This is a genomic window from Streptosporangium subroseum (assembly GCF_900188345.1).
Lineage (GTDB): Bacteria > Actinomycetota > Actinomycetes > Streptosporangiales > Streptosporangiaceae > Streptosporangium > Streptosporangium subroseum.
In genome coordinates, this window is the sequence record NZ_FZOD01000001.1 from 142,849 (window position 1) to 162,912 (window position 20,064).

18 protein-coding genes are annotated in these 20,064 nt (G+C 69.4%); 8 read left to right on the top strand and 10 right to left on the bottom strand.

The genetic code is table 11. The annotated features are described in order from the left end of the window. The first annotated feature begins 25 nt into the window (after window positions 1–25). Complete coding sequence (locus tag CHC08_RS00660) at window positions 26–1,402, top strand: NCS2 family permease (RefSeq protein ID WP_089205148.1); 1,377 nt, start codon at window positions 26–28, stop codon at window positions 1,400–1,402. Here CHC08_RS00660 and CHC08_RS00665 read toward each other — a convergent pair. Continuing rightward, window positions 1,399–2,412 carry a SecDF P1 head subdomain-containing protein gene (locus CHC08_RS00665; RefSeq protein ID WP_179281820.1) on the bottom strand — a complete coding sequence of 338 codons (1,014 nt, stop codon included), beginning with the start codon at window positions 2,410–2,412 and terminating at the stop codon, window positions 1,399–1,401. The genes CHC08_RS00660 and CHC08_RS00665 overlap by 4 nt on opposite strands. Window positions 2,413–3,244: 832 nt before the next feature. On the opposite strand from CHC08_RS00665, the gene ald reads away from it, so the two are divergent. Continuing rightward, on the top strand, window positions 3,245–4,363 hold the full coding sequence (ald, locus tag CHC08_RS00675) for an alanine dehydrogenase (RefSeq protein ID WP_089205150.1): 1,119 nt from the start codon (window positions 3,245–3,247) through the stop codon (window positions 4,361–4,363). 221 nt (window positions 4,364–4,584) lie between these two features. Here the strand turns inward: ald and CHC08_RS00680 are convergent, their stop codons facing one another. After that, complete coding sequence (locus CHC08_RS00680) at window positions 4,585–5,250, bottom strand: DUF3105 domain-containing protein (RefSeq protein ID WP_245878047.1); 666 nt, start codon at window positions 5,248–5,250, stop codon at window positions 4,585–4,587. 166 nt (window positions 5,251–5,416) lie between these two features. Here CHC08_RS00680 and CHC08_RS00685 point away from each other — a divergent pair, with 166 nt between their 5' ends. Together CHC08_RS00685 and CHC08_RS00690 are read left to right on the top strand one after the other, a co-directional pair. Further along, window positions 5,417–6,064 carry a DUF305 domain-containing protein gene (locus tag CHC08_RS00685; RefSeq protein WP_089205152.1) on the top strand — a complete coding sequence of 216 codons (648 nt, stop codon included), beginning with the start codon at window positions 5,417–5,419 and terminating at the stop codon, window positions 6,062–6,064. A 72-nt stretch (window positions 6,065–6,136) separates the two neighbouring features. Continuing rightward, the gene (locus CHC08_RS00690; RefSeq protein ID WP_179281821.1) at window positions 6,137–6,436 is read left to right on the top strand and encodes a DUF3467 domain-containing protein; all 300 of its coding nucleotides are present in this window, start codon (window positions 6,137–6,139) and stop codon (window positions 6,434–6,436) included. A 93-nt stretch (window positions 6,437–6,529) separates the two neighbouring features. Here CHC08_RS00690 and CHC08_RS00695 read toward each other — a convergent pair whose 3' ends face one another. From CHC08_RS00695 to CHC08_RS00705, 3 genes are all read right to left on the bottom strand, one after another. Further along, window positions 6,530–7,594 (bottom strand): threonine aldolase family protein, encoded by a 1,065-nt coding sequence (locus CHC08_RS00695; protein ID WP_089205153.1) that lies wholly within the window; start codon window positions 7,592–7,594, stop codon window positions 6,530–6,532. A 295-nt stretch (window positions 7,595–7,889) separates the two neighbouring features. Then, on the bottom strand, window positions 7,890–8,603 hold the full coding sequence (locus CHC08_RS00700; RefSeq protein WP_179281822.1) for an SDR family NAD(P)-dependent oxidoreductase: 714 nt from the start codon (window positions 8,601–8,603) through the stop codon (window positions 7,890–7,892). Next, window positions 8,600–10,714: a DUF6421 family protein gene (locus CHC08_RS00705; protein WP_089205154.1), complete on the bottom strand. Its 2,115-nt coding sequence runs from the start codon at window positions 10,712–10,714 to the stop codon at window positions 8,600–8,602. The genes CHC08_RS00700 and CHC08_RS00705 overlap by 4 nt, the downstream gene beginning before the upstream one ends. Before the next feature lie 285 nt (window positions 10,715–10,999). Here CHC08_RS00705 and CHC08_RS00710 point away from each other — a divergent pair, with 285 nt between their 5' ends. Next, the gene (locus CHC08_RS00710) at window positions 11,000–12,649 is read left to right on the top strand and encodes a condensation domain-containing protein (RefSeq protein ID WP_179281823.1); all 1,650 of its coding nucleotides are present in this window, start codon (window positions 11,000–11,002) and stop codon (window positions 12,647–12,649) included. Window positions 12,650–12,745: 96 nt separating this feature from the next. On the opposite strand, the gene speB is transcribed toward CHC08_RS00710, so the two are convergent. Genes speB through CHC08_RS00725 form a run of 3 tightly spaced genes read right to left on the bottom strand, consistent with a single transcriptional unit; the run spans window position 12,746 to window position 16,123 of the window. Then, window positions 12,746–13,762: an agmatinase gene (speB, locus tag CHC08_RS00715; protein WP_089205156.1), complete on the bottom strand. Its 1,017-nt coding sequence runs from the start codon at window positions 13,760–13,762 to the stop codon at window positions 12,746–12,748. Then, window positions 13,755–14,642, bottom strand: a complete 888-nt coding sequence (locus CHC08_RS00720) for a nitrilase-related carbon-nitrogen hydrolase (protein WP_089205157.1) — start codon at window positions 14,640–14,642, stop codon at window positions 13,755–13,757. The genes speB and CHC08_RS00720 overlap by 8 nt, the downstream gene beginning before the upstream one ends. 5 nt (window positions 14,643–14,647) lie before the next feature. Next, on the bottom strand, window positions 14,648–16,123 hold the full coding sequence (locus tag CHC08_RS00725) for a purine-cytosine permease family protein (protein WP_089205158.1): 1,476 nt from the start codon (window positions 16,121–16,123) through the stop codon (window positions 14,648–14,650). Between the two features lie 114 nt (window positions 16,124–16,237). Between CHC08_RS00725 and CHC08_RS00730 the strand changes: the two genes are divergently transcribed. Beyond that, window positions 16,238–17,785, top strand: coding sequence for a PucR family transcriptional regulator (locus CHC08_RS00730; protein WP_089205375.1), 1,548 nt, complete (start codon window positions 16,238–16,240; stop codon window positions 17,783–17,785). Between the two features lie 136 nt (window positions 17,786–17,921). On the opposite strand, the gene CHC08_RS00735 is transcribed toward CHC08_RS00730, so the two are convergent. Then, window positions 17,922–18,179 (bottom strand): EF-hand domain-containing protein, encoded by a 258-nt coding sequence (locus CHC08_RS00735; RefSeq protein ID WP_089205159.1) that lies wholly within the window; start codon window positions 18,177–18,179, stop codon window positions 17,922–17,924. A gap of 228 nt (window positions 18,180–18,407) precedes the next feature. Between CHC08_RS00735 and CHC08_RS00740 the strand changes: the two genes are divergently transcribed. Then, on the top strand, window positions 18,408–18,839 hold the full coding sequence (locus tag CHC08_RS00740) for a PPOX class F420-dependent oxidoreductase (RefSeq protein WP_089205376.1): 432 nt from the start codon (window positions 18,408–18,410) through the stop codon (window positions 18,837–18,839). A 78-nt stretch (window positions 18,840–18,917) separates the two neighbouring features. Here CHC08_RS00740 and CHC08_RS00745 read toward each other — a convergent pair whose 3' ends face one another. Then, a complete protein-coding gene (locus tag CHC08_RS00745; RefSeq protein ID WP_218825050.1) occupies window positions 18,918–19,247 on the bottom strand; it encodes a TetR family transcriptional regulator C-terminal domain-containing protein in 330 nt (109 codons plus the stop codon). Between the two features lie 10 nt (window positions 19,248–19,257). Here CHC08_RS00745 and CHC08_RS00750 point away from each other — a divergent pair, with 10 nt between their 5' ends. Beyond that, window positions 19,258–19,707 carry an alpha/beta fold hydrolase gene (locus tag CHC08_RS00750; protein ID WP_218825051.1) on the top strand — a complete coding sequence of 150 codons (450 nt, stop codon included), beginning with the start codon at window positions 19,258–19,260 and terminating at the stop codon, window positions 19,705–19,707. The last annotated feature ends 357 nt before the right edge of the window (window positions 19,708–20,064 follow it).

Consider the following 20,064-nt stretch of genomic DNA (forward strand, 5'->3'; position numbering starts at 1 on the left):
GCCCCCTGTCCGCGAGGGGGAAGTCATGGATCGGTTCTTCGAGCTGTCGGAGCGGGGGTCGACGGTCGGCCAGGAGATCAGGGGCGGCCTCACGACGTTCATGGCCATGGCCTACATCATCCTGCTGAACCCGATCATCCTCGGCGGCGCCACCGACGTCACCGGAGCGAAACTGTCGATTCCGCAGCTCACCACGTCGACCATCCTCGCGGCGGCGGTCAGCACGATCCTGATCGGGCTGGTGGGCAACGCCCCGTTCGGCGTCGCGGCGGGACTGGGCCTGAACGCGGTGGTCGCCTACCAGGCCGCACCGCTGATGACCTGGCCGCAGGCCATGGGACTGGTCGTGCTGGAAGGACTGCTGATCATCGTGCTGGCGGCCTCCGGGCTGCGCCGCCTCATCATGAACAGCATCCCGCTCGCTCTGAAACACGCGATCAGCGTGGGGATCGGCATGTTCATCACGCTGATCGGGCTGGTGGACGCCGGGTTCGTCGGGAGGGGGACGGGAACGCCGGTACAGCTCGGCAGGACCGGTCACCTGACGGGCTGGCCGGTGGCGGTGTTCTGCATCGGCCTCCTGCTGATAATCGTCCTCTTCGTGCGCAGGATCCGGGGGGCCATCCTGATCGGCATCGTGGTCACCACCGTGCTGGCCATCGTGGTCAATTCGGTCGCGACGGTCCTCCCGGAGTCCTGGGGAATCGTGGTCCCCCGGGTGCCGGAGGGGGTGATAGCGGTGCCGGACTTCGGGCTGGTCGGCCAGGTGGACCTGTTCGGCGGATTCGCCCGCGCCGGGGTGCTGACCGCGGGGATCATCCTGTTCACCCTGGTGCTGTCGGGGTTCTTCGACGCGATGGGCACGATCATCGGGGTGAGCGACGAGGCGAGCCTGGTGGACTCCCAGGGCCGGGTGCCCCGGCTGGGAGCCATCCTGACCGCGGACGGCGTGGCCGTGGCGATCGGCGGGTTCGCCAGCGCCTCGGCGAACACCGTCTTCGTCGAGTCGGCGGCCGGGGTCGGCGAGGGGGCCAGGACCGGGCTGGCCGCCCTCGTCACCGGCGCCCTGTTCACCGTCACCCTGTTCTTCACCCCGCTCGCCACGGTCGTCCCGTCGGCGGCCGCGTCTCCCGCGCTGGTGCTGGTGGGCGCCCTGATGATGACCCAGGCCAGGAACGTGCCCTGGGAGAATCTGACCCTGGCGATCCCGGCGTTCCTGATGATCGTGCTGATGCCGTTCACCTACAGCATCACCAACGGCGTGGGCGCGGGCGTGATCTCCTACACGGTCATCCAGGCGACACTCGGCAGGATCCGGGAGATCCCGTGGCTGCTCTGGGTGATCGCGCTGATCTTCGCGGCGTACTTCGCCATCGACGGCATCGAGGAGCTGATGTTCTAGGTCATGTCACCGGAGTCGCAGGCGACGCCGTTCTTGTCCTTGTCGACGTACCACTTGTACTCCTCGTGGGTCTCCTTGAAGTAGGGCCCGTAACCGTCCTTGAACGCGGCCTTGCAGTCCGGGTACCTGTGATCGAGGCCTCCCTCCCCGGAGCGGGCGGCCCCCGCCGTGGACGTGGTGACCGGCCGGGTGACCGGTGTGGTGACCGGCGAGCGCGTCGTGGCCGGCCCGGCGGCCGGTGCGATCGTCGGGGACGAAGCCGTCGGCTGCGAGGTGGTTCCGGCGGGCGGGGTCGCGCCCGGCGGGGACACCGGCTGGTTCGAGGGACCGGACGTGACGGTCGGCGAGGTCGGCTGAGGCTGGCCCGTCGGCGCCCCGGTTCCGCCGGTTCCGCCGGTTCCGCCGGTTCCGCCACCGAGGAGTCGCACGACCATGGCGTCCGCCTGCTCCTTGGTGAAGGAGCCCGCGATGCTCAGGCTGTCATCGGTGATCACCTGGGCGACCCGGGGGGCCGCCACCACCTTCTCCCCCACGACGATCGCGATCGGCTGGTTGACAGCCTCCTGGGTCAGGTCGTTGATCTGCTCGCGAAACGCGGGAGCGAACGCGATCCTGACCGAGTAGGCGCCGCTCTTCTCCTGGACGGCCTCGATCTTCCGTACGGCGTCCACGTTCACCCCGGCGGCGATCGTGTAGCAGGTCTGCCCCTGGTCGTCGGGAACGCCCTCGGGGGTCGTGCAGGATCCGGCCTGTGTCCCGGTCACCGGGGCGAAGTGGATGGGGATCGACAGACGCCTGGGCGGCGTGCCGCCGAGAGGCATGTCCGGGTTCCTCGTCATGAGCACCGCGATGGTGCTGAGCACCCCGGTGATCAGTACGACGACGACCAGGGCGGCGATCAGGATCCCGGTGGTGACCCGGCTCGCCCTGGGGTCACCCGGCACACCGCCGGGCGGACTCGCCTCGGGGCCGCGCGACCTGTGCCTGCCGCGCGGCGGCACAGGCGGCACCGGCGGCACCGGCGGCACCGGCGGAATCGGCGAACCGGGTGGGCTTCCCGCCGGCCCTTGCGAGCCGGGCGGAGGCTCGGGCGGTCCCTGCGGACCGTCGAACGGTTCCTGCGGGCTGGAGAAAGGCTCGGAGGGCACGGATCCGTAGGGGCCGGACGGCTCCGGACCACGGGGCCCGGCCGGAGATTCCTGCGGGCCCGAAGGGTAGTCATAGGGACCGGCCGGAGGTGCTTGAGGATCCGAAGGATCGTCATAGGGACCGGGCGAAGGCTCCCGCGGGTCCGAAGGATGGTCGTAAGGACCGGGCGAAGGCTCCCGCGGGTCCGAAGGATGGTCGTAAGGACCGGGCGAAGGTTCCCGCGGGTCCGAAGGATGGTCGTAGGGCCCCGCCGGAGATCCCTGCGGATCCGGAGAAGGGGTATGGGGCGACTCGAACCAGGATTCCCGCGAGCCCGAAGGGTCGCTGGGAGATCCTGCCGAAGGTTCCTGCGTACCGGAGGGAAAGCCATATGGCTCGGGGAAGGCTCCCCGCGTCCACAGAGAAGGCTCACGAGACCCGGCCGGAGGTCCCTGCGGCACGGGCGGCCCACCCGGACCCTCGTGCATCTCCATGTCACATCCCCGTATTCCTCGCATTTGCTCGCGGCGAGCCTACCGATCAGCGCAGGAAGGCGGGTAACCAGACGGTCAAGACCGGCGTCGAAAACACGGAGACCGGCCGTGATTGACATCCTGTCACCAACATTGACCAATTCCTTCCATGCTGCACATAGTGGCTGCTCTCCGGGGAACGCAGAGTGAAAGTGACGCCAGATGCGCACCTGGAGGAGCCGTGAAGATCTCAGTTCCCCGTGAGGTCAAGAACCGCGAATACCGTGTGGCCCTGACTCCCGCCGGAGCCCATGAGTTCATCCGGCACGGCCACCGGGTCTTCGTCGAGAAAGACGCCGGAGTCGGATCCTCGATCCTCGACTCCGACTTCCTCAGCGTGGGCGCGACCATCCTGAACTCGGCGGACGACGTGTGGGCCGAGGGGGACCTCGTCCTGAAGGTGAAGGAACCGGTCGCCGAGGAGTACCACCGGATGCGCAAGGGGCAGGTGCTCTTCACCTATCTGCACCTGGCCGCGTCGGAGGCGTGCACCCGGGCCATGCTCGAATCCGGTGTCACCGGCATCGCCTACGAGACCGTGGAGACGCCGGACGGCTCCCTGCCGCTGCTGGCCCCGATGTCGGAGGTGGCGGGGCGGCTCGCCCCGCAGGTGGGGGCGTACCACCTGATGCGTCAGGGCGGCGGGCGAGGCGTGCTGATGGGCGGGGTGCCGGGCGTGCACGCGGCCAACGTGGTCGTGATCGGCGCCGGGGTCTCCGGCATGAACGCCGCGACCATCGCGATGGGCATGCAGGCAGAGGTGGTGCTGCTGGACAAGAACATCGACAGGCTCCGCCAGGCGGATCTGATCTACCAGGGCCGCTGCATGACGGTCGCCTCGAACACCTACGAGCTCGAGCGCGCGGTCCTGGCCGCGGACCTGGTCATCGGCGCGGTCCTGGTGCCCGGCGCGAAGGCTCCCAAGCTGGTCGGCAACGAGCTGGTCTCGCGGATGAAGCCCGGCTCGGTCCTGGTGGACATCGCCATCGACCAGGGCGGCTGCTTCGAGGGCTCCCGGCCCACCACCCATGACAACCCGATCTACCAGGTGCACAACTCGGTGTTCTACTGCGTGGCCAACATGCCGGGCGCGGTCCCGCACACCTCGACGTACGCGCTGACCAATGTGACCGTGCCCTATGCCCTGGCGATCGCCGACCTGGGCTGGCTCGAAGCCCTGAGGAACGACCCCGCGCTGGCCCTCGGGCTGAACACCCACGAGGGACACCTGACCAACCCGGCCGTCGCCGAGGCTCAGAGGATGAAAGCGGTCCCCCTGGAGCGGGTGCTGGCCCGATAGCGCTCCGCGAAACGGAGCCCGGATCGGGAACTCCGGTTCCGCCCGGCGCACGTATCGATCCGTTGGGCGCTCAGCGGGCCGACCGGAAAGGGCCGATCCGCCGGAGCGCCCGACGGATCGGGTCGACCGGTTCTTCCGTCGGGGAATACAGCTTTCGCGCCGTTCTTCCGCCGTCTTCCGTCCTGCCGGTACGGCTCCGCAGGGCGGAGCCGTACCGGAGGTCAGCCGGTCGGCGAGCTGCTGGGCGCGGAGGTCACGGGCGCGTCGGTGCCCGCGGTCGAGCTCGGCGCCGCCGTCGGCGTGGTCTCCGGAATCGGGGCGTCGGCGGCGACGGTGCTCACGCCGCCGTCACAGGCCGCTCCGAGCTCGGGGGTCTCCGCGCTGTTGTTCTTGTACGTGCTGATGAACTTGGGCAGACGCGGGTCTTCCGCGCTGTCCAGCTTGAGCTGCTTGTTCCAGGAGCTCGCCACGACCTTGGCGGGGAGTCCCGGGTAGGGGCTCAGGAGCATGTAGTCCTTGGAGGCCAGCTCCTTCAGCTTGTCCACCTGAGCCTTGGGCAGATCAGGCTGGTAGGTGATCCACACGGCGCCGTGCTCCATCGAGTGGACGGCGTTCTCGTTGTTGAGCGGCTGATCGTAAATGCCGCAGTTCTGCCACGCCGGGTTGTGCTCGCCACCGACCGGCGGGTTCTCCTTGTACTTCACCTTGGTCTGTACGTGGAGGCTTCCCGGGTATTTGGCACTCGTGACGGCGTCCAGTGACGTCGTCGCCCGTTCCTTGACCAGGTAAAAAGCAACAAACCCAACGAGCACAAGGATGACGGCGCCTCCAGCGCCCCACATCAGGAACGCGGTCCGGCGTTCCTTGCGCTTCTGCTCTGCACGCATCCTGACGAGATGGTCTCGCCTCGACTGCGCCTTTTCCTTGGTCATCGGGCCTCCAGCCGGCAAACAACTCCGGTCACCCTATGCCCTACCGGCGTATGCAGAGAATAAGCGATCGGCAAAGCGCGGTACGGCGACGATTCACGACAGTGGGTACTCTGGATGAGCTATGGAAATCCCTGTTGAAGAGGTTCCAAAATCCAGGCGTGGCGTGACGCTCGGCGTGCTGTTCGGCTTTCTGGCCGTGGGGGCCATCCTCCTGTTCCTCGTCGGGAGGACCACGACCCCCACCGACGCCTCGCCCGAGGCGGGGTTCGCCCGCGACATGGCCACGCACCACGCCCAGGCCGTCGAGATGGCCTTCATCGCCAGAGACGGCAGCACGGACGAGTCGCTGCGGCGGCTCGCCTACGACATCATCATCACGCAGACGGCCCAGCGCGGGATCTTCACCGGCTGGTTACAGCAGTGGGGCCTGAACCAGACGGGCGAGCGGCCGGAGATGGCCTGGATGACCGGTCACAGTCACGGTGTAACGGCTGCGGCGCCTACCACGATGCCCGGTATAGCCAGCAAGGACGACATCAAAAGGCTCACTGACGCCAAAGGTAAGGAGAAAGAGATCCTCTTCCTCCAGCTCATGATCCGCCATCACGAAGGCGGCGTGCAGATGGCCCAAGGCTTGCTGAAACTGTCCGACCGGGACGAGGTGACCACGATGGCTCAGCACATCGTCGACGGGCAGACCAGTGAGATCAGTTTGATGACCGACATGTTGAGGCAACGCGGCGCCCAGCGGCTGCCTTCCATCCTTTAATAGTGTCGGCGCGTCCCTGTGCGGCCGGTTTCCGGCCAGGGCAGCATGGAGCCAACCTGGCCGGAGGAAAAAATGGTGAACGACGAGCCGGAGAACCGCCTGGAGGTGAGCATCTCCGCCGAGGTCGAATCGGGGCAATACGCCAATTTCGCCTCCGTGTGGCACACCCAGGATGGCTTCGTGCTGGACTTCGCGGTGATCACCAGACCACCCCAGCTGGCCAACGACCCCTCTTCCGGCCAGCACTTCGTCAGCGTGCCCACCCGGATCGTCAGCCGGATCCGCATCCCTCCGAGCCAGGTGTTCGAGTTGATGAAGGCCCTCGAACAGCAGCTCACCGCCTACGAGCACGAAACCGGCCACAAGGCCTGACGCGCCCGGACCTCAGATCACGGTGACGGTTCCGCCGATGGGCGGGACCGTCACAGGCTCCGGGCAGTGCCTCACGCCTGCCTCACGCCTGCCTCACGCCGACGAGTCCATCTCCTCCGCCAGGGCGGCGGCGAAGGCGTCCACGTCTGCCTCGGTGGTGTCGAACGCGGTCATCCAGCGAACCTCGCCGGTGGCCTCGTTCCAGGTGTAGAAGCGGAAGCGCTTCTGGAGGCGCTCGGTCACGTCACGGGGCAGGATCGCGAAGACCGCGTTGGCCTGCACGGGGCGCGGGACCTCCACGCCGTCGATGCCCCTGACCGCGACGGCGAGCCGCTGGGCCATGGCGTTGGCGTTGCGGGCGTTGCGCAGCCACAGGTCGCCCGCGAGCAGCGCCTCGAACTGCACCGAGACGAACCTCATCTTGGAGGCGAGCTGCATGGAGCTCTTGCGCAGGTAGCGCAGGCCGCGGACGGCGTCGGGGTTGAGCACCACGACGGCCTCGCCGAACATCAGCCCGGCCTTGGTCCCGCCGAAGGACAGCACGTCCACACCCACGTCGGTCGTGAACGCGCGTAGCGGCACGTCCAGCGCGGCGGCGGCGTTGGTGGCGCGCGAGCCGTCGAGATGAACGACCATGCCGAGTTCGTGGGCGTGGTCACAGACCGCCTTGATCTCGGCGGGAGTGTAGAGCGTGCCCAGCTCGGTGGTCTGGGTGATCGAGACGACCTTGGGCTGAGCCCTGTGCTCGTCGCCGAACCCCCACGCCTGCCTGTCGATCAGGTCGGGGGTGAGCTTGCCGTCCGGGGTGGCCACGGGCAGCAGCTTGAGTCCCGCGGACCGCTCCGGCGCCCCGCCCTCGTCGGTGTGGATGTGCGCCGAATCCGCGCAGACCACCGCCTCCCAGTGGGCGGTCATCGCGCGGAGCGCGACCACGTTGGCACCGGTGCCGTTGAACATCGGCCAGGCCACGGCCTCCGGTCCGAAGTGCCCGCGGAAGATCTCCTGCAGCGCCTCGGTGTAGACGTCGTCGCCGTAGGCGGTCTGATGCCCCTCATTGGCAAGTGCCAGGGCCTGGAGGATCTCCGGGTGCACCCCGGCGTAGTTGTCGCTGGCGAAGCCCTTCACCAGCGGGTCGTGCCTGCGAATCGCGTCCGTCACTTCTTCCCCTCAGCGAAGCGGTCCGGCGGTGCGTGGACGGCCGGCCGCTGGTTGTGCCTGTCTCCTCATCCGCGGGTGAGGTCCGATCCGGCGCCGTTCACGGATGAGGTCCGACCTGACGCTCCCCCGCGGCGAGGCCCGATCCAGTGCTCACTCGTACGTGAGGCCCGACCTGACGCTCACTCGCGGGCGAGATCCCATCCGGTACTCACCCGTGGGCGAGGTCCGATCTGGCGCTCACTCGCGGGCGAGATCCCATCCGGTACTCACCCGTGGGCGAAACCCGGTCTGGCGCTCACTCGTGAGTGAGATCCAATCTGGTGCCGTTGGCGTCGGTGTCCCAGAGGCCGTCGATCGCCGTGGCGAGGTCGTCGACGTCGGTGAAGCCGGGAAATCTCTTCTCCGGACTCGCCGCACGCATGCCGTCGTGCACGAGCGCCTTGACGACCAGGATATTCGCGGTGGAGGCGGTGCCCTCCAGCGCGTCGGCGAAGGCCAGGGTCCAGGCCTCGGAGGCCGCCTTGGCCGTGCCGTACACCGCGCCGCCCTGGGTGGGGCGCTCGGCCGCCTTCGCGGAGACGATGGCGAACCGGCCGCGCTCGCTGGCTTTGAGCAGTGGCTCGAAGGCCAGCGTGACGTGCTGGAGAGTACGGATCAGCAGATCGTGAAGGAGGTCCCAATCTTCCAGCCTGGTCTCGGCGAAGGTCTTGGACCCGCGCCAGCCTCCGACCAGGTGCACGACCCCGTCCACCCGGCCGTGCTCGGCCCCGATGGACTCCGCGAGGTCCTTCACGGCGTCGAAGTCGAGCAGGTCGACCTGCCGGTGATCATGCTTGACCGGGCGATCGCCGGCTCGTTCCCCGCGCCCCGCGACCTGGTCCGGCTGCTCCACCGTCATCCCGTGGTCGCCGGACCGGTCCACCCCGATGACCGTGTGCCCCTGGCCCGTGAATCGGCGGACGGCGGCCTGGCCCGCGGGACCGGACGCGCCGGTAACAACGATGATCATGCTCGGATGCCCTTCGTGGAGTCGACGACATCGCCGAGCTTACGGCGCAGGGCCTCGTAGAACATGCTCAGGGGGAACTCGTCGGGCAGCACCGCGTCCACCACGGCCTTGGTGCTGTTGCTCGCGGGAGGACTCCCTCCGGTCGCCCGGGGGTCCTCGACGGGCAGCGCGTCCACGCCGCGAGCCCAGACGGAGGCGGGGTGCGGCTCCACGTAGGCCGCGACGAGCTGGTGCGCGGCCAGCCAGTGGGCGAGCTTGGAGCGGTCGATGCCGTCGCGATAGAGCTTCTCCACCTCGCCGCGCAGGTCGGCGACACCGTCGGCGAGCCGGTCCCAGTCGACGCTCAGCCGGTTGTCGGTCCACCTGACGACACCGTTGCGGTGCAGGTAGGAGAAGAGCAGCTGCCCGCCGAGCCCGTCGTAGTTGCGGACCCGGGCACCGGTGATCGGGAAGCGGAACAGCCTGTCGAACAGGATCGCGAGCTGGACGTAGCGGGCGTGCGGCACGCCCTCCCCCTCCAGCTTGACGGCCTCGCCGTACGCGGTCAGGTCACAGCGGAGCTCCTCCAGGGCGTACAGCCAGTACGGCATGCGCTGCTTGATCATGAATGGGTCGAACGGCAGGTCGCCGTGGCTGTGCGTACGGTCGTGGATCAGGTCCCAGAGCACGAAGGTGTCCTGGGCCAGATCCTGCGACTCGATCAGCCGGGTCGCGTCCGGCGGCAGCGCGAGCTTGAGCGTGGCGGCGGCGGCCCTGCTCACCGCGCGGAACCGGGCGGCCTCCCGGTCCGCGAAGATGCCGCCCCAGGTGAAACGGGCCGGGGCCTCGCGGACGGCGATGGTCTCGGGGAAGAGCACCGCGGAGTTGGTGTCGTAGCCGGAGGTGAAGTCCTCGAAGGCGATCGGCACGAACATCGGGTTGTCGTAGCGGGTGCGCTCCAGCTCGGCCAGCCACTCCGGCCAGATCGTCCGGATCCAGACGGCCTCGATGTGGCGGAAGGTGGTGCCGTTCTGCGTGTACATCGGGAAGACGACCAGGTGCTCCAGGCCGTCCACCCGCTGGGTGTCGGGGTGGAAGGCGTCGAGCGAGTCCAGGAAGTCGGGCACGCCGAGGCCCTGCTCGACCCACTTGCGGAAGTCGGCGACGACGGCGGTCAGGTAGGCCTCGTCGTGGGGGAAGCGGGGCGCGAGCCGTACGACGTGGTCGACGATCTCGGAGACCAGCTCCGCCGCCCGGCCGCGATCTCCCTCGATGGAGCCGTCCTTCGCCTGCAGAGGCTTGATCGCCTCCACGGCGTCCTTGAGCCCCCGGAAGGCGGCTCGCGCCTCCGACTCCCTGGTGTCCGCCGGGACGGGCACGCGCGCGACCCAGGTGACGAGGTTGCCCCAGAGGGCGGCGTGATCGTAGTCGCCGATCGAGTCGTCGCCGAACAGGTCGGAGTCGGCGATCACCACGACGCGGCCCCTGCCGTGCCGTACGGCCACGGCCAGGGGCCTGCCGGCGGGGTCGGCGGTGGGCGATGTCCGAAACAGCACGGTCGCGTGCCCGGGGGCGGTGAGCACGCCGGACCGGTAGAAGCAGGCGCGGCGGGCCCCCGCGAGGAGGTCCTGCCCGGACGCGTCTCCGGTCGTGTCCGCCGGGGTGCCGAGAACCCAGGAGGCCACGCCGTTGTGAGCGCTCCTGGGGTCCCGGACGAGGGTGTGCTCGACGCCGACGCCGAAACGGGCGAGCAGTTCGGTGACGTTGCTGCCGTACTTCTCCTGCTCGTACTCGGCCAGCACGATCAGCCCGCCGCCGTCCACGACGTACTCCTCGATCGCGTCGAGCTCCTCGACGGGCAGGACGGGGCTGCCCAGGCCGGTGGTGCGCTCCCAGCGCTCGGCGGACGGATGAGCGATCACGAAGACGTCCCGCGCGTTCAACAGGGCCGGGGTGATCGGGCCCTCGGTGTGCGCGGCGACGGAGTGCCCGAGACCGCGCAGCAGTCCCGCGGCGCGGGCGTAGCTGCTGTCGTCGGGGTGCCCCGGATTCATCGTCTCGGCCACGTCCCGCCGGATGGTCCATGACTCGCTGTGTGCCTCGTCGAACAACACCTGCGGGAAAGCTCGCACGATAAATCCTCCCTCACATGAGATCTAATTACGGAAAATATACACAATAGGTACAAGCGTTGACACATCTCTTACGGTCGATCTAGGTCCGGGCCCTCGAAACCGCCGCCGAGCGACCCGCTCCGAGGTGAGGACGTCTCGGGGCCGGCGATCGGCGGGGCGCCCGCGGACGGCTAGGCATCCTCCGGCCCAAGCGGGCGCCCGGATCCCGTGTGGACGGAACGACCGGCCCGGGTCGCTGAGACACCCATTGACACCGTGGTTCGGGAAGATCAGCCTGGTGGCGTGAATTCTGACGGTGCGACCTTTCTGCGAACCGATCCCGAGCGGTTCCGTGCCGAGACCGACGCTCCGGCCCCGGCGTCACGGGTGCCGTCGCCGCCCGAACCGGGAGCGACGGTGGACGACGGCACGGCCGTCGTGGAGTTCACCGGCGCCCGGGGCGGCGTGGCCCCGCTCACCTGGGGACAGTCGTCGATCTGGCGGCTGACCACGTGGCGGGCCGACGGCGACTCCTACTTCAACATGCCCTGGACGCTGCCCGTCTACGGCAGGCGCGACCTCGACACCGTCCTGGGGGCCCTGCGCCGCCTCCTCGAACGGCACGAGACCCTCCGGACGAACTTCCGGCGGTCCCCCGGCGGCATGGTCCAGCACGTGACGCGCGAGGGACGGCTGACGGTCCGGGTCGTCGACGGCGGGCACGCCAGACCTCTGACCGCCGCCAGGGAACTGGCCGCCGGCCTGGCCGCTGCGGCGTTCGACTACGAGGCCGAGCTGCCGGTGCGATGCGCCGTCGTGACGATCGGCGGACGGCCTCGCGCCGTGGCCTTCGGCCTGTCCCACCTGGCAGCTGACGGAGGAGCGCTGGGCCTGCTGGCGGCCGACTGGCGCGACCTGCTGTCCGGGAACGAGCCGCCCGAACCCACCTGGCAGCCGATGGACCAGGCCGCCTTCGAGCGCGAGGGGCCGGGCGCCGTACGCGGGGAGAGAGCGGTCCGATACTGGCAGGCGGTGCTGGAGAAGGCGCCCGCGTTCATGTTCGACTACCCCCGCCACCCGGCCGGAGAGCCGAGGTTCATCCGGATCCTCATGAGGTCGGTCGCACTCGGCGCCGCCGCCGACACGCTGGCGGCGCGCTGGTCGGTCAGCACGGCCAGCGTGCTGACCACGGCGAGCGCCGTACTCCTGTCGACCCTGACCGGGCACCGGCGGATAGCCATGCAACTGATCGGGGCCAACCGGCACGATCCCCGGATCGGCGCCCTGGTGGGCCCCGCCGCGCAGGACGGGATCTTCATGCTGGAACTGCCGGGCGGGACCCTGGCGGAAGCCACCCGCATCGGGCACCGGCAGGCCCTGACCGCCTACCGCCACGCGCACTACGAACCGCTGGGGCTGATGGCGATGCGCGAGGAGGTGGGCCGCAGACGGGGTGGGCCCATCGACCTGTCGGCCTATTTCAACGACACGCGGGGCGGCGGCGACTGGCCCGACCTGCCCGCGCTGGATCAGCCGGGAGACCCCGCCGCGATCGCCGCCCTCACCGGACGGACCACGTTCGCCCCGGCCGGCTCCTGGGATCACGTGGACGCCACCACGGTCCAGTTCATCATCGGCCCGGCCAGGGAAACCTGCGAACTCCACCTGCTGGCCGACACCGCCTACCTGCCCCGGACCACGGTCCACACGCTGCTGCGGGGGATGGAGACCCTGCTGGTGCGCGCCGTCGCCGAGGACGTGCCGCTCGACGCGGTCGCCGCACTGTGCGGCATCACCCCGGTCGATCGTCCTCCGGGTTGGGAACGTTCCCAACCGGACCCTGCCGGAGAGGCATCGGAGGCGTCCGGACCCGCTCGGGCCGGTGGCGATCGTGCTCACGGCGAGACGGCGGAGGCGTCCGGACCCGTCGTGGCCGAGGCGGTCGGCGGGTGAGCCGCCGGTCCTCCCGGGGCCGTCGTCGTGTTCCCACTCCCGCGGCCGCCCGGTCCGGGGTGGGCCGCCGATCCTCCCGGAGTCGCCGTGGCACTCCTACTCCCGCGACCGCGCGGTCCCATCCGGCACGAGGGGCGCGTCCTGGCGGTTGCGGGCGAGGACGGAGAGCAGTTCGTAGCCGACGTGCGCCGCGGCGATACCCGTGATCTCGGCGTGGTCGTACGCGGGGGCGACCTCGACGATGTCCGCTCCGACGACGTCGAGTCCGACCAGGCCGCGCAGGGTGTTCAGCAGTTCGCGGCTGGTCAGCCCTCCGGCCTCCGGCGTCCCGGTGCCGGGGGCGTGCGCCGGGTCGAGCACGTCGATGTCGACGGACACGTAGACGGGGCCGCTGCCGAGCCGGCGGCGCATCCGCTGCACCACGGAGGCGACGGTCGCGTCCTGGTAGTCGTCGGAGTGCACCACCTGGAAGCCGAGGACGTCGTCCTCCCTGAGGTCGTCCGGCGTGTAGAGCGGCCCGCGGATTCCCACGTGCAGGCACCGTTCGGGGTCGAGCAACCCCTCCTCGGCGGCCCGGCGGAACGGCGTGCCGTGAGTGTACGGCTCACCGAAGTAGGTGTCCCAGGTGTCCAGGTGCGCGTCGAAGTGGACGACCGCCACGGGACCGTGCACCGCCGCGACCGCCCGCAGCAGCGGGAGCGCGATGGTGTGGTCACCGCCGATGGTGAGCAGCCGCGTGCCGTCGGCGCCCAGATCGCGGGCCGCCCGTTCGATGGTGCGCACCGCCTCGCCGATGTCGAAGGGGTTGGCCGCGATGTCACCGGCGTCGGCCACCTGCTGTACGGCGAACGGCGAGACCCCCAGGGCCGGGTTGTAGGGACGGAGCAGCTTGGAGGACGCGCGGACGTGGGCGGGGCCGAACCGTGCCCCGGGCCGGTAGCTGACCCCGCCGTCGAAGGGCACCCCCACCACGGCGACGTCGACATGACCGACCTCGTCCACGCGGGGCAGCCTGGCGAAGGTCGAGGGACCCGCGAACCGCGGCACGCTCATCGCGTCGACCGGGCCGACGGGATCTCCCGGACCGCTGGAATCGCGGGGTGCTTCAGGCATGGTGCTTTCTCTCCATGAGGAATCGGTCCGCACTCTGCGCGGGCTCCAGAATCGACCGGTACAGCTCTGGCCGACGGTCGGCGTGCACGTCGTTGTGCTCGCTGATGCGTTTGTTCCGGGCGTCACCGAGCCGGCACTCGGCGATCACCAGGCCCTCGTCGTAGTCGGGGAGGGGGCCGGCGAGGAGGAACCCGTCGGCGTCGGTGATGACCGAGCCGCCGACCCAGGCCACGCCGCGCTCGGGTCCGGCCCGATCGCAGGCGGCGACGAACATGCGGTTCACCGAGGCGTTCGCCTGCACCCGCACCACTTCGGCGGGGCGCTCCCCCGTCGGCCGCGGGGAGAGCGGCCAGTTCGTGGGAACGCAGAGCAGGTCGGCGCCGCGGAGCCCCACGGTGCGGACCCACTCCGGGAACTCCAGGTCGTAGCAGACCAGGAGTCCGATCCGGCCGACCTCCGTGTCGACGACCGGCGGAAGCTCGTCCCCCGGGGTGAAGACGGTCCTCTCCATGTCCCACAGATGTGTCTTGCGGTATACGGCTCGCACGCCGCTCGCGTCGACGAGCACGGCGGAGTTGCGCACGAGCCCGTTCTCGTCACGCTCGCACAGTCCTCCCACCAGGATCAGACCGTGCCGTCGGGCGGAGGCGATCCAGCCGGCCACGGTGGGACCGTCCAGCGGCTCGGCGAGCCCGGCCGCCTCCTCCCGATCGCGGAACACGTATCCGCTGTTGACCAGTTCGGGGAGGACCACGACCCGGGCTCCGGCAGCCGCCGCGCGTTCGACGGCCTGCTGGGCGGCGGCGCGGTTGCCGTCCGGGTCTCCCACGGCGAGGGTGATCTGGCAGCAGGCGACGGAGGTCAGGGGCATCTGGCTCATAGTGCTCATATTGCCGTCACCGGGGACGTGGACGGGTCGTGGCCGGCCTGCGGCTCACGGCGTTCCAGCTCGCGGTCGCTGGCGGCGACGGCCACCTTCTCGGCCTCCAGGTCGATCCCGCGGGTGAGCGCGAAGTACAGCAGGCCGGACACCAGCAGGCCCACCGCGAAGGAGATGTCGGCTCCGTCCAGCGCGGCCGCCACCGGACCGGTGAAGAAGGAGGTGGAGAAGAAGGGGACCATCGCGGCCATGCCCACGAGGTAGGCGGTCAGGCCGCGCCAGGACCAGAGCCCGTAGATGCCGCGCGGATCGAAGATCGCCGTGATGGCGTAGTGCCCCCGCCGTACGAAGTAGAAGTCCACGAGGTTGACCGCGGTCCACGGGATCAGGAAGTACAGCATCAGCAGCAGGAAGACGTTCAGGCTGGCCAGATAGTCGGCGGGCAGCAGCAACGCCACCACGAGAACCACGACCTGGATCGCCACGACGCCGATCACCCGGATCCCGATGGTCGGCCGCACCGTGCGGAAGGCGTCCACCATGCTCGCGGAGGTGAGCATGCCGCCGTACGCGTTGACGGCCATGACGGTGATCAGTGCCAGGGCGGAGACGACCACGGCGAAGGTGCCGAACCCGGGCGCGATGTCGTTCCCGATCTGCTGGATACCGGCGATCGCGTCCGGCGTAGGCGTCATCGAGGCCAGCAGGGCGCCCAGCGACATCAGCCAGACGGCCGAGCCCGCGGCACCCGCATAGGTCCACCAGATCACCTTCTTGGAGGACACGTCCTTCGGCAGGTAGCGGGAGTAGTCGGACACGTAGACCGCGTAGCTGATCTGGTAGCCCGCCGCCGCGGAGAACACCAGGAGGAACGACGTCCAGGAGAAACCGGAGACCGGGGCCGCCGAGGGCCCGTCCGGTTGGGTCAACGCCCCGATCGTGATGATGGCGAACACCGCGATGAGCAGGTAGGTGAGCCAGCGCTGCACCTTGTGCAGCAGGTCGTGGCCGACCACGGCGAGCACGATCGCGAGACCGATGAGCAGCGGATACCACAGGCCGGCGCCGCCGGGCAGGATGGTCTGCATTCCCTGCGTGGCCAGTACGACATTGAAGACGTTGAACCCGACGTAGACGAAGACCACGGCGGCGAACGGGACGATCGCCCCGCGGAGACCGAACTGGGCCCGCGACTGGATCATCTGCGGCAGGCCCATCCGCGGGCCCTGGTTGGCGTGGAAGGCCATGAAGAAGGTGCCGAAACACGCGCCCAGAACGACGGCCAGCACCGACCAGCCGAGGCTGAGCCCGAAGGCGGGGCCGAGGAAGCCCGTCACCATCGTGGTCAGCACGAAGTTGCCGGTGAACCAGAACGGTCCCTGGTGCCAGACCTTGCCGTGTCTCTCCCTCGCCGGGACGTAGTCGATGGAGCGCACTTCGATGGCCGGCATGCCCGATAAGGGCCTTGGTCTGTCGCTCATGGGTCTTCCTCGGGGGCGTCGCGGCGGGCTGTTGCCAGGAACCGTATGTCGCCGGAATAAAAACGAGGATGGAACGAATGGCGAATCTTCCGGAAACTGTTGGACACTGTGTCCATGGCGTTTTGCATCGCCGACCTGGTCGCCATGCCGGAGCTTCACTTGTCGGTAGTCGTCGGGTCACATCATCTGGATCGCCTGGTCGAGGCCGCCCACACGTCCGAGTTGGTCCGGCCGGGAGAGTGGCTGCAGGGCGGCGAGTTGCTCATGACCATCGGGTTGCTGCTGCCGATGGACCCCGCCTCGTGCCGAGCCTACGTGCGCGACGTCGCCGGGGGCGGAGCCTGCGGGCTGGCGCTCGGGCTCGGGCACGGCCTGCCCTACCAGCACGCGCCGGCACCGCTGATCGCCGCCGCCGAGGAGGCCGGGCTGCCGCTGCTGACCGTGCCCGACGAGATCCCCTTCATCGCGGTCACCAAGGCCGTCTTCGCCGCGCGGGCGGCCGAGCAGCACCGGAGGCTGGAGCGCGCGTTCGAGACCCAGCGGCGGTTGACGGCCGCCGCCGCCTCGGGCCGCGGGCTTGCCCCGATCCTGAAGGCGTGGACGGAGGCCACCGGGATCGGCGTCGCGGTGACCGACCCCCTCGGGCGGCTGATCGCCGCATCCGGGCAGGACACCGCGGACCTGCTGCTCGACTCCGGCGCGGACCTGATCCAGCGGGTCGCCGCCCGCGGCATGCACGGCAGCGGGAGCAGCATCGTGGGCACCGCCCACGTGGAGGTGCAGCCGCTCGGTGCCCGGCGGCTGCGCGGGCTGCTCATGCTGACCGGTTCGATGGAGCCGACGACGCGGCTGCTGGCCTCGGGCCTGGTCTCGCTGCTCTCCCTCGAACTCGAACGACGTCACCTGGCCGAAGAGCCCGAGCGCGGGCACCGATCCGCCCTGCTGGGGCGGCTGCTGGACGCGGCCTCTGCCGGGCGGGCCCGGGACGTGCTGGCCGAGGCCGGGCTGGTCACCGACGCCGTACGCGGCCTGGCGGTCAGACCCGCGAGCGAGGCCGCGGAAGTGGCGGCGGACCTGGCGCTCGCCGTACCGGGCGGGCTGGCCAGGATCACGGACGGGGTGATCGAGGTCGTCGTCGGCGGTGATCTCGACGTGCGGGAGGTCCTCAGCCGGTTCGCTCCGGGCTGCCCCGCGGGCATCGGGCCCCCCGTCGCGCCGGAGTCGGCCGCCTCGTCGATCCGGCAGGCCGGGAACCTCCTGGAGATGAGCAGGCTGACCGGGCAGCCCGTGGAGGCGCGGGAGAGCCGCTCCAGCCGGCTGCTGCTGGAACTGGGCGACCGCCGAGCGCTGCAAGGCTACGCCGACGCCATGCTCGGAGCGCTCGATCACGCCGATCCCAGCGGAAACCTGGTGGCGACCCTGACGGCCTGGCTGGACACCGGCGGTTCCTGGGACGAGACCAGCCGCCTGCTCAGGGTGCACCGCCACACCGTACGCAACCGGATCGACAAGGCGATGCGGATCACCGGGCGCCACCTCGACGACGCGGGCGACCGATTCGACCTCTGGCTGGCCACCCGCTCCCGGCAGGCCGCACGCGACGCGGCCGGACCGGAACCCGGGACACCGCGAAGGGGTGAGGGGCCTGAGACACACCCATGATCATTGAAAATGATCTACAGGATGCCGCGTCCATCGATGCGCACTCCTCGGTCGGCGGAACGCCGCCGTCGTCCACGCCGATCAGGGTGGGCTCCACCTCGGCGACCGGCCGCACGAAGTGGGCGAGGCCGGCGCATCACCGCTCCATCGCCGCCCAGAACTCCGCCCGTGAGACGCTGCCGTCACGGTTGACGTCCGCCTGCCGGACCAGCGACTCCCAGAGGGTGTTGTAGACGTCGACCAGGTGACGGATCTTGGCCGGATCCGACGCGCATCCGAGCTGCCCGACGGCCTGCCGGCACGGAGCGGGCGGGTCCGCACGTGCGATTCCGCCATCACGGTCGGTGTCCCCCGTGTCGAACCAGAGGTCATGCTTGCGGTTGACGGCGGCCATTATCGCGTCTCCATTCCACTACTCTAGGTAGTTGTACTGTAACTCTATGTTCACGCTCGCGTATAGGTGGCACCGCCTCCGCCCCTCGCGTCGTCCCGATTCACGGTTGGCGACGACAAAAACCCTCTGAACCTTGGGGACTCACGCTTGACGCAGGTCACATCTCCGCCCGTTCAGGCCAGGCATCGCCGGGAATAGCCGGCATCCGGTCGTGACTTGGACCTGAGCATGACCGCCACATCGTTCAACCCACGCACGCTGCTCGCGGAAAGTCGACTCGGCGTCCTCGCAACGATCAAATCGGACGGCCGCCCCCAGCTCTCTCCCGTCATGCCCTTCTATGACCAGGACGCCGGTGTCATCCACGTTTCGATGACCGAGGGACGAGCCAAGACGGCGAATCTGCGTCGAGACCCACGCGCCACGCTGGAGGTCACCAGCCCCGACGGCTTGGCGTGGGCCACCGCCGAGGGAACGGCGACACTCACCGGGCCGGGAACCGACCCTCACGGTCCCGAGGTCGAGGCGCTGGTGGACTACTACCGCCTCGCCGCCGGGGAGCACCCGGACTGGGACGAATATCGGTCGGTGATGGTGGCCGACCGCAGGGTGCTCATGACGATGACGGTCGACCACGTGTACGGCACCAAGATCTGCTGACAGCGCTCCGAAGAAGCTCCGTATGTTCAGGTCCGCACCGGCACCGGTGAGCAGGCCGTACGGCTGGACGCTCTTCCGTCACCGGCCTCGGCGGAAAAGCCTGTCGAGGTGATAGTCGACGGTGGCCTCGACGAGCTCCGCCGGACAGCAGTCGATCAGGGTCGGGCTGACCAGCCCCTGCGTCAGGGCGTACAGGATCATCGCCTCACGCTCGGGGTCGAGGTCGCCCGGCACCTGGCCGGCCTCCTGGGCGGTACGGAGTTGCAGCGCCCAGAAGGCGATGATGTGGGGGTAGGCCTCTCTCAGGAGCGTGGCCAGGGAGGGCGCCACCACGGACCGGCCGAGAAAGGCCATCGCGATGCGCGCCTCGGTGCGCCGCTCGTCGTCCAGCGGCAGCATCTCGATCATCCCGGAGCGGATGAGGTCACGGGGTGAACCGAAGTCCGCGCGAGCGGCCCTGCGACGCCGCGCTCCGGGCAGGGAAGGCGCCGGGGACCGGCTCGTCGACGCCATGAGTCTCATCGGCTCCCCCGCCTATCCCCTCGACGAGGCGGAGGTGCGGGAACTCGCCGAACTGTCCTACGATCGCGACCCCGGCGAGGACGGCATGATGCGCCACTCGGCGGCGTTCGGCGCGACGGGCGATCTCACCTCCCGGCTCGCCGGACTGCGGATTCCCACGCTCGTCCTGCACGGCGAGGCCGACCCGATGGTACGGCCGAGCGCGGCGAAGGCCACCGCCGACGCCATCCCCGGCGCGCGCCTGGTGCTCTATCCGGGAATGTGTCACCACCTCCCCCGCGAACTCTGGCCCGCGATCATCGAGGAGATTCACACCCTCGCGGCAGCCACCCGCACCACATCCTGATCGCAACGGAGGATGGCCGACCCTCTGCCTCGCGCAATAAGTGGCTTGTATGCGCTGAACCAGCGACATTTCGGTAGTAACCGTACGTGTCCAGCTGGTCGCGGAAACTGTCCAATATAGGCCAACGCGGTTGCCGAGCCGAGAGCGGCAATGTAGGTAAATAACCGAAGGTTCTACGCGTATCACTCTCTGTCATGTGCTCTGTCGCGCGTCGGGTGTGTGGACCTGCCACAACCGACGGGAGAGCAGATGAGGTTACGACGAGCGCGAGGCCCTCCCCGATGCCGCGACGTTCAGCGTTTGGTTACGCGTCAACGGCCACGACGCGTACGGCGGGCCGGTCCCGCCGCCTGATTT

Excerpts from the sequence above, each read along its gene's own strand:
- CHC08_RS00660 (WP_089205148.1), top strand. The coding sequence starts at position 26 with ATGGATCGGTTCTTCGAGCTGTCGGAGCGGGGGTCGACGGTCGGCCAG.
- CHC08_RS00680 (WP_245878047.1), bottom strand. The coding sequence starts at position 5,250 with ATGCGTGCAGAGCAGAAGCGCAAGGAACGCCGGACCGCGTTCCTGATG.
- CHC08_RS00685 (WP_089205152.1), top strand. The coding sequence starts at position 5,417 with ATGGAAATCCCTGTTGAAGAGGTTCCAAAATCCAGGCGTGGCGTGACG.
- CHC08_RS00690 (WP_179281821.1), top strand. The coding sequence starts at position 6,137 with ATGGTGAACGACGAGCCGGAGAACCGCCTGGAGGTGAGCATCTCCGCC.
- CHC08_RS00700 (WP_179281822.1), bottom strand. The coding sequence starts at position 8,603 with ATGATCATCGTTGTTACCGGCGCGTCCGGTCCCGCGGGCCAGGCCGCC.
- speB (WP_089205156.1), bottom strand. The coding sequence starts at position 13,762 with ATGCCTGAAGCACCCCGCGATTCCAGCGGTCCGGGAGATCCCGTCGGC.
- CHC08_RS00720 (WP_089205157.1), bottom strand. The coding sequence starts at position 14,642 with ATGAGCCAGATGCCCCTGACCTCCGTCGCCTGCTGCCAGATCACCCTC.
- CHC08_RS00725 (WP_089205158.1), bottom strand. The coding sequence starts at position 16,123 with ATGAGCGACAGACCAAGGCCCTTATCGGGCATGCCGGCCATCGAAGTG.
- CHC08_RS00730 (WP_089205375.1), top strand. The coding sequence starts at position 16,238 with ATGGCGTTTTGCATCGCCGACCTGGTCGCCATGCCGGAGCTTCACTTG.
- CHC08_RS00735 (WP_089205159.1), bottom strand. The coding sequence starts at position 18,179 with ATGGCCGCCGTCAACCGCAAGCATGACCTCTGGTTCGACACGGGGGAC.
- CHC08_RS00740 (WP_089205376.1), top strand. The coding sequence starts at position 18,408 with ATGACCGCCACATCGTTCAACCCACGCACGCTGCTCGCGGAAAGTCGA.
- CHC08_RS00745 (WP_218825050.1), bottom strand. The coding sequence starts at position 19,247 with ATGATCGAGATGCTGCCGCTGGACGACGAGCGGCGCACCGAGGCGCGC.
- CHC08_RS00750 (WP_218825051.1), top strand. The coding sequence starts at position 19,258 with ATGAGGTCACGGGGTGAACCGAAGTCCGCGCGAGCGGCCCTGCGACGC.